The sequence below is a fragment of the Capillimicrobium parvum genome (assembly GCF_021172045.1).
Lineage (GTDB): Bacteria > Actinomycetota > Thermoleophilia > Solirubrobacterales > Solirubrobacteraceae > Capillimicrobium > Capillimicrobium parvum.
Window position 1 is genome coordinate 481273 of the sequence record NZ_CP087164.1, and the last position, 12475, is coordinate 493747.

The window sequence follows — 12475 nt, forward strand, 5'->3', positions numbered from 1 at the left end:
CGTAAGTAATGGCGAACGCAGCAGACATGATGACGGCACTGGGCGATCCGACCCGGCAGATGATCTTCGAGCGGCTGTCCGACGGGCCCATCCCGGTCGGCGAGCTCGCCCGGGATCTGCCGGTCAGCCGCCCCGCGGTCTCGCAGCACCTCAAGGTGCTCAAGGACGTCGGCCTGGTCCTCGATCGCCGGCAGGGGACCAGGCGGCTCTACCAGGTCGACCCCGCGGGACTGGCGATCCTGCGGACGTACCTCGACCAGTTCTGGGACCGCTCCCTCGCCGCCTTCCAAGCTGCCGCGGAGAACGAGGAGCACAAGCGATGATCCAGCAGCAGATCGAGTCGATCCGCAGGCAGGTCACGGTCCGGGCGTCCCAGCAGCGGGCGTTCGAGGTCTTCACCGCCGGCATGACCGGCTGGTGGCCCAAGCAGCATCACATCGGCTCGGCCCCGATCGAGGAGATCGTGATCGAGCCGCACGAGGGCGGGCGCTGGTACACCCGCCACGAGGACGGCACCGAGACGTCGACGGGCTTCGTGCAGGCCTGGGAGCCGTACGACCGCGTCGTGCTGACGTGGAACATCAACGCCGAGTGGAAGTACGACCCGGGCCTGATCACCCCGGTGGAACTGCGCTTCGTCGCCGAGGCGCCCGATCGGACCCGCGTGGAGCTCGAGCACCGCGAGCTCGAGCGCTTCGGCGCGGAGGCCGAGAAGATGCGCGCCGTGTTCGAGTCGCCGGACGCCTGGGCCGGGACGCTGGCGGCGTTCGCGGCGGCCGTCGAGCAGGGCTGATCCCCGCCGTCATCTACGCTGGCGCGCCATGGCGCGCGTGGCTGTCCTGGGTCCCGGCGGGGTCGGCGGCTTCGTGGCCGCCGCCCTCGCGCGCTCGGGCGTGGCGACGACGGTCGTCGCGCGCGAGCGCACCGCGGCGGTCATCGCCGACCAGGGCCTGCAGGTGGACAGCGCGCGGCTCGGCGAGTTCACCGTCCATCCGGCGGCGACGGCCCGGCTCGACGACGACGTCGACGTGCTCGTCGTCGCGACCAAGGCGACGGCGCTCGAGCCGGCGCTGGAGCGCGTGACCGGGCAGCCCGGCCTCGTCGTCCCGCTGCTCAACGGGATCGACCATCTCGCGCTGCTGCGCTCGCGGTTCGGGCCGCGCGCGGTCGCGGGGACCGTACGCGTCGGCAGCGACCGGCCGGAGCCCGGCGTGATCGTCCAGACCAGCCCGACCGTGATGATCGAGCTGGCCTCCGACCACCCGGCGCCGCGGCCGCGGATGGCGGCGTTCGTCGACGTGCTGCGCGCCGCGGAGATCCCGGCGCGGCTCGGCGACACCGAGGCGAAGGTGATGTGGAGCAAGCTCGCGCGCCTGAACGCGCTCGCGTGCCTGACCGCCGCGTACGGCTCGCCGATCGGGCCGATCCGCGAGCACCCGCGTCATCGCCTGGAGATCGAGGACGTCGTGCTCGAGACGGCCGCGGTCGCCAACGCGGAGGGCGCGGGCGTGGACGCCGACGCGACCCTGCGCGAGATCTGGGACATGGCGCCCGGGCACACGTCGTCGATGCAGCGCGACGTGTCCGCGGGGCGCGAGAGCGAGATCGACGCGATCCCCGGCGCGGTGCTGCGCCACGCCGCGCGACACGGGCTCGAGTGCCCGACGATCGAGTCGCTCGTGGCGCGGATCCGCGCGCGCATCGCGGCGTGACGTTGTCTACCCTGGGCGCATGGCCGACACGTCGAAGGTCGCCAAGAACCTCAAGGCCTTCCAGATCGCGCTCAACGCGCACGACCGCGAGAACCCGACCCACACCGCGTGGGGCATCGGGCTGGCGCACTTCGACCTGGAGCGCCTCGGCTTCGACGAGGGCGAGGAGATCCTGCCGGGCATCACGATCCACGCCGACGGCGGCGTGAGCGGCAACTTCCGCGTCCTTTGCGACGGCGACCATCAGGAGACGGTCGAGGAGGAGGAGGTCGAGGTGGTCGAGGCGGTCGGCACGCAGACGGTCAGCGTCCCCGGCGGCGGCCAGACGCGCGAGTTCTAGGCGCGCGGCGGCCAGCGGTTCGGTCCGCGGCGGCCGGCGCCGGGCTAGCGGATCTCGAGCTCGCGGCCGAACGCGCGCCGGAACAGGTCGCGCTCGCGCTCGGCGGCCCAGCGCGCCACGCTGACCGGGTCGTCGGCCCGCAGGGTCAGCGTGACCTGACCGTCGTCCTGCGTGACCTCGGCCGTGCGCACGATCTGGTCGCGCGAGCGCTCGAGTCCCTCGGCCAGCCGCAGCAGGGTGGCGCCGCGGTCGAGGAGCTTGTCGTCGCCCTCGCGGACCGCGCGCGCGACGTCGGACGAGAAGGACGGCATGCCCTTGCGGTGGTAGCGGGCGATCTCGGCGACGATCACCATCTCGCGCGGGCTGAACCCGGGCAGCGCCCCGTTGAGGATGAGGTAGCGCGAGTGCTTGTGGTGGTCGTCGTAGTCGATCGCCATGCCGATGTCGTGGAGCATCGCGGCGGCCCAGAGCAGCTCGCGCTCCGCCGGGTCGCCGGGGTGGATCCCGAGGGCGGCGAGCTCGTCGAACATCGACAGCGTGAGCCGGGCGACGTGGCGGGTGTGGGCGTCGTCGACGTGGTACTGCGCGGCGAGGTTCTCGACGCTCGCGCGCCGGACGTCCTCGAACAGCGGCGGGTCGCGGAAGGCGAGGTGGCGCTCGAAGAAGATGCCCTCGCGCAGGCCGGCCTCGGTGACCTCGACGCCGTCGAAGCCGCCGTGCTCGACGATCGCCTGCACGACCACCGCGCCGGCGAGGATGAGGTCGCCCCGCGCCGGCTTGATGCCGCTGACCTTGCCGCGCTCGACGGCGGGCAGGGCGGCGAGCTGGTCGACGAGGGCGCCGAGCGCATCTGACGTCAGGTGGAAGCCCTGCACGCCCATCGACGGCTGCTCGCTCGCGGCGGCCGCCGCCGCCGCGAGGTTGCGGACCGTGCCGCCGATGCCCACCAGGCGGCGGCCGGACTCCGGCACCCACGGTGCGTCGGCGAGCGCCTCGGCGACGTGCCTGCGCACCGCGCGCAGCTGCTTGCCGGACGCGGGCTCGCCGTCGGCCAGGAACCGCTCGGTCATGCGCACGGCGCCGAGCGGCCAGGAGCCGAGCTCGCGCGCGTGCCGGTCCTCGACCGCCACGAGCTGCACCGAGCCGCCGCCGAGGTCCAGCACGGCGCCGTCGCTCAGCGTCGTCGAGTTGACGGCGGCGAGGTAGCCGTAGCGTGCCTCCTCGTCACGGGACAGGATGCGCACGGGCAGCGCCGCGCGCTCGGCGAACGCGCCGCCGTTGGCGGCGTCGCGGATCGCCGACGTGGCGACCGCGATGACCTCGTCGACCCGCGTCGCCCGGCAGAAGTGGTCGAAGACCTCGGCGACCGACCATCCGCGCTGCATCCGGTCGGGCGCGAGCTCGCCGGTCTGCGCCAGGCCCGCCCCGATCCGGACCGACTCGAAGATCTCGTCCGTTCGCTTCCACCACCCGTTCTCCGCGCTGAACACGACCAGGCGGAAGGAGTTGGAGCCGAGGTCGGCAACGGCGGTGCGCGTCATGGGCGGCGTATCTTGGCGGTTCGGTCGGCGCCCGCGCGCTCCACGGCGCGCGAAGGGCCCGTGCTACTCCGTGCCGTCCGGACGCTCGATGAGCTCGACCCGATAGCCGTCCGGGTCGCGCACGAAGCAGATCCGCGAGCCGCCCTCGCGCAGCGAGTACGGCGGGCGCTCCGGCTCGATGCCCTTCTCGGCCAGCGCCGCGAGCGTCCCGTCGAGGTCGGGGACCGTGAGCGCGATGTGGTTGTAGCCCGTGCCGTGCTCGTAGGAGTCGACCCCGTGGTTGTAGGTCAGCTCGAGCCGATCGCCGTCTCCGGGCATGCCCATGAACACGTTGATCGCCTCGTCGCGGATCGGCATCCGGCGGCGCTCCTCGAACCCCAGCGCCTCATAGAAGGCCACGGAGCGGTCGATGTCGCCGATGCGGTAGCAGGTGTGGATGAACTGTGCGGGCACGTCCGCAGCGTAGACCACCACCGACCGTGGCAAGCTGTAGCGAATGATCGTCGAGCGCTCCATGCATCCGCAGTTCCTCTCCAACACCTACCTGGTGGCTGATCGCGAGGGGGGCAGCGCCTTCTTCGTCGATGCCGGCGGTCCGGTGGAGCCCCTGATCGAGGCGGCCGAGCGGCTGGACGTCACGCCGACGCACGTGCTGCTGACCCACCACCACCACGACCACGTCGCCGAGCTCGATCAGCTCAAGGCGCGCTGGCCGCAGCTCACCGTCCTCATCGACGATCGCGAGGGTGGGCGGGATGAGATCGGCGACGCCGGCTCGTTTCCGGAGACCGTGACCGTCGGCGACCTCGAGGTGCGCGCGCTCCACACGCCCGGTCACACGGCGGGCATGCTCGCCCTGCTCGTCGACGGCAACGTCTTCACCGGCGACACGCTGTTCAAGAACTCGGTCGGCGGCGTGCGCGCGCCCGGATCGACCTCGTACGCCGACCTGCGTTCGTCGATCATGGACACGCTCATGGCGCTGCCGAAGGACACCGTGGTGCGCCCCGGTCACACCGACCCGACGACGATCGGCGAGGAGTGGGAGAACAACTCCTTCGTCCGCGTCTGGCGCGGCCTCGACAAGGAGGGCGAGGCGCAGTGCACCGCGTTCGGCGATCCGGCGACGCTCGTGCTGCTGGGCGACGACTACGACGGGGGCCACAAGGCCTGGGTCCGCTGGCCCGACGGCCGCGACGACATCGTGCCGGGCTCCCAGGTCCAGACCGGGTGAGCCCGAAGAAAGACGACGGCATCCCGACCTCCCGGCTGTCGCGCAGCGCGCGCGTCGGCCGGCTCGCCGCGGGCCAGGCCGCCCGCCAGCTCGGCACGCGCGCCGCGAACGTCACCCGCGACGACGAGGGCCGGCGCAAGGCGCTCGAGCGCCGCCAGATCGAGACCGCCGAGCAGATCGTCGCCGCGCTCGGGACGATGAAGGGCGCGGCCATGAAGCTCGGCCAGGTCATGTCGTTCCTCGACGTCGGCCTGGTCCCCGAGGACTACCGCGAGGAGTTCCAGACGAAGCTCGCCGCGCTGCGCGACGCGGCGCCGAAGGTCGACTTCAAGGACATGAGGAAGGTCCTCGAGAACGAGTACGGCGAGCCGCTCGACGACGTCTTCGAGACCTTCGACCCGGTGCCGATCGCCGCCGCCTCGATCGGGCAGGTCTACCAGGCGACCCTCCCCGACGGGCGCTGCGTCGCGGTGAAGGTGCAGTACCCGGGCGTCGCCCAGGCCGTCCGGGCCGACATGCAGAACCTCGGCATGATCCTGCGGCTGATGAAGTCGGTGGCGCCGGGCCTGGATCCGAAGGCGATCGGCGACGAGATCCGCTCGCGCATCGACGAGGAGCTCGACTACGAGCTGGAGGCATCCAACCAGCGGGCGTTGGCGCGCATCTACCGCGATCACCCGTTCATCGTGATCCCCGAGGTCGTCACGTCGCTCAGCCACGAGCGCGTCGTCGTCAGCGACTTCGTCTCCGGCCGCGGCTTCGAGGAGCTCAAGCAGCTGCCCCAGGACGAGCGCGACCGCCTCGGCGAGATCATCTTCCGCTTCTACTTCGGCTCCATGTACCGCCACCGCCAGTTCAGCGGCGACCCGCACCCGGGCAACTCGCTGCTGATGCGCGACGGGCGGATGGCGTTCTTCGACTTCGGCCTCTTCAAGCGCATCGACGCCGCCACCGCCGAGCGCGAGCTTGCGATGGCGCGCATGGCGATCGAGGGCCGCGCGAGCGAGCTCGGCGACGCGCTGCGCTCCAGCGGCTTCGTTCTCGCCAGCGCCCGCTACACCGACGAGCAGCTGCTCGAGCAGTTCCGCGACATCACGTGGTGGTACATCACCGACGAGGAGATCACGCTCGAGCCGGAGATCGCCACGCAGGTGATGATCGACATGAGCGACCCGCGCTCCCGCCACTTCGCCCAGATGCGGCACGAGTCGCTGCCGGCCGACCACCTCTTCGGCCGCCGCCTCGAGGTGCTCACCCTCGCCGTCCTCGGGCAGCTGCGCGCGCGGGCCAACTGGTACCGCATCGCGCGCGAGTGGATCTACGACGCGGAGCCCGAGACGGAGCTCGGGCGCCAGGAGACGGAGTTCCTGCGGCGTCGATCAGCGGCGTGACGGATCCCGTCGTGACCGACCCGCCCCCGCCGGAGGCGCGCGGGCCGCGGCGCCACAAGCTGCACCCGGGCATCCGGCTCGGCGGTCTGGCCGTGGCGATGGTCACGGCGTTCGTCATCGTCGCGGTCAGCGGCTCGCTGTCGGCCGATCGCGTCCGCGACTGGATCGATGGGTTCGGCGCCGCCGGCCCGATCGTCTTCATCGTGGTCTCGACGGTGCTGAGCTGCGCGTTCTTCCCCGGGCCGCTGCTCGCCGGCGCGAGCGGCCTGCTGTTCGGCACCGCGCTCGGCACGCCCGTGGCGATCGTGGCGGCGACGCTGTCGGCGATGGCCGCGTGTTCGCTGTCGCGCTGGGTCGCCGGCGACGCCGTGCAGAAGATCGGCGGCCGGCGGGTGAAGGCGATGGCCGGCTTCGTCGAGCGCCGCGGCTTCCTCTCGGTGCTCTACATCCGGCTGCTGCCCGGTGTGCCCTACACCCTGTTCAACTACGCGGCCGGCCTGACGCGAGTGTCGCTCGTCGCGTTCACGCTGGCGACCGCGATCGGCGGCGCGCCGAGGACCTTCGCCTACGTCGCGCTCGGCGGCTCGTTCGGCGACTTCGGCCGGCCGGAGACGATCGTCGCGGTGGCGCTGCTGGTGGCCATGGCGATCGGCGGCATCGTCGTCGTCCGGTTCACACGGTTTGGACCTGGAAGAGGCTCGTCGTCCCCGGACGGCCGCTCGGCAGGCCTGCCGTGATGCCGACCCGCTGGCCCGGCTGACACCAGCCGAGCTCCACCACCCGGCGGGCGGCGTCGGCGATGAGCTCCTCGGTGACCTCGTGGCGGCGCATGGACGCCGCGCGCACGCCCCACATCAGCCCGCAGCGGCGGACCGTCTCGCGCCCCGGCGAGAGCGCGAGGATCGGCACCTCGGGGCGGTTCGCGCTGACGAGGCGGGCCGAGCGGCCCGACAGTGTGGGCACGACGATCGCGTCGAGGCGCAGCTCGCGCGACGCCTCAACGGCCTGGTGCGCGACGGTGTACGCGGGGTCGCGCTGGTCGCGGCGGACGCGCTCGGCCGTCCAGCGTTCGTAGGGCGCGGCCTTCTCGGTCTCCCGGGCGACCGCCGCCATCATCGCGACGGCCTCGACCGGGTGCGCGCCGATCGCCGTCTCCTGGGAGAGCATCACCGCGTCGGTGCCGTCGAGGATGGCGTTGGCGACGTCGGCGACCTCGGCGCGGGTCGGGCGCGGCGACGTGACCATCGAGTCGAGCATCTGCGTCGCGGTGATCGACGGCCGGGCCATCGAGCCGGCCAGCGCGAGCAGCGACTTCTGGACGAGCGGCACCTCCTCGATCGGCAGCTCGATGCCGAGGTCGCCGCGCGCGACCATCACGCAGTCGGCGGCGTAGATGATCTCGCGCGCGTTCTCGACGCCCTGCGGCTTCTCGATCTTCGCGACGAGCGGCAAGCGGGTCTCCTGGCGCAGGAACTCGACCTCGGCGGCGCGGCGCACGAATGACAGGGCGACGAGGTCGACGCCGATCTTCTCGCCGACGCGCAGGTGGGCCAGGTCCTCCTCGGGCACCGCGGGCAGCTCGTCGACCGGCCCGGGGATGTTGACGCCCTGGCGCGAGAGGACGATGCCGCCGACCTCGACCTCGCAGTCGATCTCGCATTGGGCCGACCGGACCGCGTCGGCGCGCAGCCGCACGGAGCCGTCGGCGAGGTAGATGATCTCGCCCGGGCCGACCCCGTCGGCGAGGCGGGCCCAGTTGATCGCCATCGCGTGCTGCGTGCCGATCTCGTCGCCGCCGCACGTGAAGGTCACCCTGTCGCCGACCGCGAGCTCGATGCGGTCGTTCTCGAGCGGGCCCAGGCGCAGCTTCGGGCCCGGCAGGTCCTGGAGGATGGCGACCGGGCGCCCGGCCCGGCCCGCTGCGTCGCGGACGAGCTGCACGTTCTCGGCGTGTTCCTCGGCGCTGCCGTGCGAGAAGTTCAGGCGCGCCACGTCCATGCCCGCCTGCACCATGCGCAGGAGCACCTCGGGGTCACGCGACGCGGGGCCGATGGTGGCGACGATCTTCGTGCGGCGCATCGGCAGCGCAGAGTACGCGCCCGGCGGCCCGGCGCGGCGGGCCGTCACAAAAGGTCGACATCCGGGCCGCGAACGTCAGCGCGGCCCGGATGCCGGTGGCGGGGGGCGCCGCCGCGAGGCGGGCCCCCGTGGGGTGTCTTGCCGCTACATCGCGACCTTGTAGACCGCGCCCGTCACGTCGCCCGTGAACAGGTTGCCCTGGTCGATGCCGAGGGCGACCACCGGGGCGGCGTAGCCGGTGAGGACGGGGGTCGCCTTGCCGCCTCGGCGCGCGGGGATCGACACGACCTCGGGGCCCTTGCCGGTGCCGCCGAACAGCGCGACGTACAGCGTGTTGCCGACCGCGTTGATGCCCATCGGCGACGCGTGCTTGGGCAGCGTGATCACCGGCTTGGCCCGGTTGGGGCAGCGCCGCTTCGTCACCGGCGCGCAGACGGGAAATCCGTAGTCCTGTCCACGGCGGGCGAGCACGATCGCGTCGCGCGGGATCTTGCCCTTGTCCTGCGCGAGCACGGAGACGAACGGCCCGCGGTTGCCCGCGAACGTCATCTGCCACGGCTGGCGCAGCCCACGCGCGATGACGCGGAAGCGGGATCCGTCCGGCCGCATCGACACGACGGACATGTTGATCGAGCCGCGGATGCGGTTGAACTCGTTCTTGTCCGTGAACGAGACGCCCGTGTAGAGCCGGCCGTCAGGGCCGAACGCCAGGCCGGTGAAGGACGAGAAGTCCTTCCCGCTGCCCTTGCGGATCAGCTTCGACGTGGCGAAGTTGTTCCCGTTCCAGCCCGACAGCGCGGTGATGCCCGCGGGCGACGAGACGTACAGGGTCTCGCCGTGCCAGACCGCGCCCCAGAGCGGGCCGTCGACGCCGGGGACCTGCGTGGGCGCGTTTGCGCCGTCGGTCACCCAGAGGCCCCCCGGGGCACCGCTCTGCTCGCCGGGGCCGACGGCGATGAACACCCACTGCGCGTTGAAGGCGAACCCGGTGGGGGTGCCGGGCACGGTGCCCAGCGTCGAGACGGGGTTGCCGTTGACCGCGGTCGGCGGCGGCGGACCCTGGGCGGCCGCCGGAGCGGCCGCGATCGCGAGCGTACCGGCCGCGGCCACCAGGCCGGCCCGGAGACGATGCGAGAGCTTCATGAACACCTCAGGTCTATGTGGACTGCTTCCCTGCCGGCCGGCGCACGAACTGCGGGGCGGCGCGAGCACCCTAGGGGCCGCCTCGGCCGGAATCAAGGGAGACCGTCCGGTGACGGGCGCCGCCCTGGGTTGCGTTCCGAGTTCTCGAAAGCTATCTTTCGATACATGCCTTTCGAGCCCCGCCGGCTCACCGATCCGCGCGAGATGCGCGCGCTCGCCCACCCCGTGCGCCTGGCGCTGCTCGAGGCGCTCGCCCACGCCGGACGCCCGCTCACCGCGACCGAGGCATCCGAGCTCGTGGACGAGTCGCCCTCGTCGTGCTCGTTCCACCTGCGCCAGCTCGCGAAGTACGGCTTCGTCGAGGAGGCCGAGGGCGGGGCGGGCCGTCGCCGGCCGTGGCGCCTGGCCCAGCTCGGGCTGTCGTTCTCCGACGCCGGCGACGATCCGCAGCTCACGCTCGCGGCCACCGCGCTCGAGCGCACGCTGCGCCATCGCTACCTCGCCCGCGCGGAGCAGGCGCTCGACAGCCGCGCGGCGCTCGAGCCCGAGTGGCGCGAGGTCACGGGGACCGACCAGTTCGTCCTCTACGCGACGCCCGAGGAGGTCCGCGAGCTCAACGCGGAGCTCGTGGCGCTGCTCACCCGCTTCCACGACCGCGTCGCGGACGTGGAGCGCCGGCCGCCCGGCTCGCGTCCCGTCGAGGTCATCGCGCTCACGTACCCCGTCGACCGCCCCGACCCGCCGGGCTGACATGGCTGAGCTCCTGCGCAGCGCCGACCTGCGCCGCTACCTCGCCGGCCAGGTCCTCTCCCTCTTCGGCGACAGCGCGCTGCTGATCGTGCTCGCGATCTGGGCCAAGCAGCTCACCCACAGCAGCGCCGCCGCGGGCCTCGTGCTGTTCGCGGTCGTCGCGCCGTCGCTGCTGACCCCGCTGGCCGGGGTGCTCGTCGACCGCGTCCGCCGCCGGCCGCTGCTCATCGTCGTCAACCTGCTCAGCGCGGTCGCCGTGCTGCCGCTGCTGCTCGTCCACGATGCCGGCGACGTCTGGATCCTCTACGTGGTCGGCGCGCTCTACGGCCTCTCCTACGCGGTCATCGGCGCCGCCCAGTCGGCGCTGCTGACGACGATCCTGCCGGCGCGGCTGCTCGCCGACGCCAACGGCGCGCTCCAGACGGTCCGCGAGGGCCTGCGGCTCGTCGCCCCGCTGGCCGGCGCCGGCCTGTTCGTGGCGGCCGGCGGTGCCGCGGTCGCGCTGCTCGACGCCGCGACGTTCCTCGCCGCCGCAGCGGCCCTCGCGAGCATGCGCTTCGCGGAGGCGGCGCCGCAGGCCCCGGCCACCAGCCGGGGCGCCGAGCTCGCCGCCGGGGCGCGGCACGTGGCCACCACGCCCGAGCTGCGGCGCATGACGCTCGCCTGCGGGGTGGCGCTGCTGGTCATCGGCTTCTGCGAGACGGTCGCCTTCGAGGTCGTCGCGCGGGGCCTGCACCGCCCGCCCGCGTTCCTCGGCGTGCTCATCGCGGTGCAGGGCGTCGGCGCGATCGCCGGCGGGATCACGGCGGGCCGCGCCGCCCGCCGCCTCGGCGAGGGCCGGCTGGCCGGCTACGGGATGGCGGTCTTCGCCGCCGGCTGCCTCCTGCAGGCGTCCGGCACCCTCGCTGCCGTTCTCGCCGGCGTCGTCCTGTTCGGCTTCGGCCTGCCGTGGATCCTCGTCGGCGAGTACACGCTCCTGCAGCGACGCACCCCAGCGCACCTCCAAGGCCGGGCGTATGGCGCGGTGGAGCTGATGACCGGGGCGCCGCAGACGATCTCGATCGCGCTCGGCGCCGGCCTCGTCGCCGTCGTCGACTACCGGATCCTGCTCGCGGTGATCGCGCTCGTCACGGCCGGCGCGGGCGCCTCGCTCGTCCGCGGCTTCCGCGCGGGCGGCGCGCTCAGCGAGCGACGAATCGCCCGTTCTCCTGGATGACCTCGCCGTCCGCGGTGATCCGCCCGCCGCGGCGCAGGTCGCAGATGAGGTCCCAGTGCAGCGCCGACTCGTTGCGCCCGCCGGTCTCCGGATACGAGCGGCCGAGCGCGAGGTGCACCGTGCCGCCGATCTTCTCGTCGAAGAGGATCGCGCCCACCGGGCGGTCGATGCCGAAGTTCGTGCCGATGCCGAGCTCGCCGAGCCTCCGTGCGCCGTCGTCGGTCCGGAGCGCGCGCTGGAGGTAGGCGTCGCCGCGCTGCGCGTGCGCCTCGGCGACGACGCCCTCGGAGAAGCGCATCGTCACGCCGGCCACCTCGATGCCCGCCGGGCTGGAGGGGACGTCGAAGAAGATCGTGCCGTCGGCCGACGCCTCCAGCGGCCCCGTGAAGACCTCGCCCGACGGCATGTTGCGCCTGCCGTCGCTGTTGACCCACGTGCGCCCCTTGACCCGCAGCGTCAGGTCGGTGCCCTCGGCCTCGATGCGGATCGCGTCCGCGCGCTCGAGCCGGTCGATCAGCCGCGACTGGAAGGCCCGCAGCTCGCCCCAGGAGGCCACGGGATCGGGCTGGTCGAGGAACAGCGCCCGCGCCACGAAGGCCTCGAACACCCGCAGCGACGTGCCGGCCTGCTGCGCGCCGGCCTCGGTCGGCCACAGGGTCGAGCACCAGCGCCGCTTGAGCGTCTGGTCGCGGATCGGCTTGCGGGCGCGGTTGGCGCGCGCCAGGCGGTCGGGGTCGATCGCGCTCAGGGCGCGGGTGTTCTCCGGCGCCTGGATGCCGAGCGTCGCGTTGGCGCGCTTGGCCTCCTCGAAGGCGACGGCCGCGTAGTCGTCGAGCTGGAAGTCGCGTGCGTGGGCGTAGTAGCCCTCGGTCTGTCCCGGCAGCTCGACGCGCAGCAGCGGCCACGCGCCGCGCTCGAGGATCGACCGCTGCAGCTCGAGCAGCAGCGGCGCGGCGAGCGTCGAGGAGCGCACGAGGATCTGCTGGCGCTCGGCGACCTCCAGGCAGTATCCGCACAGGAGCTCGGCGAACGCGCGCGCGTCCATCGTCAGTGGCCCGTCCCGCAACCA

General features: G+C 73.0%; 14 protein-coding genes. 9 read left to right on the forward strand and 5 right to left on the reverse strand.

The features are described 5' to 3' along the window. Positions 1–8: 8 nt before the first annotated feature. From DSM104329_RS02320 to DSM104329_RS02335, 4 genes are read left to right on the forward strand one after another with little or no spacing between them, the layout of a single operon-like run. On the forward strand, positions 9–323 hold the full coding sequence (locus tag DSM104329_RS02320) for an ArsR/SmtB family transcription factor (RefSeq protein ID WP_259313782.1): 315 nt from the start codon (positions 9–11) through the stop codon (positions 321–323). Further along, positions 320–793 (forward strand): SRPBCC family protein, encoded by a 474-nt coding sequence (locus tag DSM104329_RS02325; RefSeq protein WP_259313783.1) that lies wholly within the window; start codon positions 320–322, stop codon positions 791–793. Before DSM104329_RS02320 ends, DSM104329_RS02325 begins: the two co-directional genes overlap by 4 nt. Before the next feature lie 28 nt (positions 794–821). Further along, positions 822–1712 (forward strand): ketopantoate reductase family protein, encoded by an 891-nt coding sequence (locus tag DSM104329_RS02330; protein WP_259313784.1) that lies wholly within the window; start codon positions 822–824, stop codon positions 1710–1712. A gap of 19 nt (positions 1713–1731) precedes the next feature. After that, the gene (locus tag DSM104329_RS02335) at positions 1732–2052 is read left to right on the forward strand and encodes a hypothetical protein (RefSeq protein ID WP_259313785.1); all 321 of its coding nucleotides are present in this window, start codon (positions 1732–1734) and stop codon (positions 2050–2052) included. 44 nt (positions 2053–2096) lie between these two features. Here the strand turns inward: DSM104329_RS02335 and DSM104329_RS02340 are convergent, their stop codons facing one another. Then, the gene (locus tag DSM104329_RS02340; RefSeq protein WP_259313786.1) at positions 2097–3593 is read right to left on the reverse strand and encodes a Ppx/GppA phosphatase family protein; all 1497 of its coding nucleotides are present in this window, start codon (positions 3591–3593) and stop codon (positions 2097–2099) included. Positions 3594–3656: 63 nt separating this feature from the next. Beyond that, positions 3657–4046 (reverse strand): VOC family protein, encoded by a 390-nt coding sequence (locus DSM104329_RS02345; protein ID WP_259313787.1) that lies wholly within the window; start codon positions 4044–4046, stop codon positions 3657–3659. Between the two features lie 43 nt (positions 4047–4089). Here DSM104329_RS02345 and DSM104329_RS02350 point away from each other — a divergent pair, with 43 nt between their 5' ends. Genes DSM104329_RS02350 through DSM104329_RS02360 form a run of 3 tightly spaced genes read left to right on the forward strand, consistent with a single transcriptional unit; the run spans position 4090 to position 6955 of the window. After that, a complete protein-coding gene (locus DSM104329_RS02350) occupies positions 4090–4827 on the forward strand; it encodes an MBL fold metallo-hydrolase (RefSeq protein WP_259313788.1) in 738 nt (245 codons plus the stop codon). Beyond that, entirely contained in the window at positions 4824–6218 is a 1395-nt protein-coding gene (locus DSM104329_RS02355; protein WP_259313789.1) for an ABC1 kinase family protein, read from the forward strand. The genes DSM104329_RS02350 and DSM104329_RS02355 overlap by 4 nt, the downstream gene beginning before the upstream one ends. Before the next feature lie 11 nt (positions 6219–6229). Continuing rightward, positions 6230–6955 carry a TVP38/TMEM64 family protein gene (locus tag DSM104329_RS02360; RefSeq protein WP_259313790.1) on the forward strand — a complete coding sequence of 242 codons (726 nt, stop codon included), beginning with the start codon at positions 6230–6232 and terminating at the stop codon, positions 6953–6955. Here the strand turns inward: DSM104329_RS02360 and pyk are convergent. Both pyk and DSM104329_RS02370 read right to left on the reverse strand, forming a co-directional pair. Further along, positions 6891–8297, reverse strand: coding sequence for a pyruvate kinase (gene pyk / locus DSM104329_RS02365; protein WP_259313791.1), 1407 nt, complete (start codon positions 8295–8297; stop codon positions 6891–6893). The two genes, DSM104329_RS02360 and pyk, sit on opposite strands and share 65 nt — an antisense overlap. 144 nt (positions 8298–8441) lie before the next feature. Then, positions 8442–9440: a hypothetical protein gene (locus DSM104329_RS02370; RefSeq protein ID WP_259313792.1), complete on the reverse strand. Its 999-nt coding sequence runs from the start codon at positions 9438–9440 to the stop codon at positions 8442–8444. Positions 9441–9605: 165 nt separating this feature from the next. Here DSM104329_RS02370 and DSM104329_RS02375 point away from each other — a divergent pair, with 165 nt between their 5' ends. Beyond that, complete coding sequence (locus DSM104329_RS02375; RefSeq protein WP_259313793.1) at positions 9606–10190, forward strand: helix-turn-helix domain-containing protein; 585 nt, start codon at positions 9606–9608, stop codon at positions 10188–10190. 1 nt (position 10191) lies between these two features. Further along, on the forward strand, positions 10192–11406 hold the full coding sequence (locus DSM104329_RS02380) for an MFS transporter (RefSeq protein ID WP_259313794.1): 1215 nt from the start codon (positions 10192–10194) through the stop codon (positions 11404–11406). On the opposite strand, the gene DSM104329_RS02385 is transcribed toward DSM104329_RS02380, so the two are convergent. After that, the gene (locus DSM104329_RS02385; RefSeq protein WP_259313795.1) at positions 11372–12451 is read right to left on the reverse strand and encodes an aminopeptidase; all 1080 of its coding nucleotides are present in this window, start codon (positions 12449–12451) and stop codon (positions 11372–11374) included. The two genes, DSM104329_RS02380 and DSM104329_RS02385, sit on opposite strands and share 35 nt — an antisense overlap. Between the last annotated feature and the right edge of the window lie 24 nt (positions 12452–12475).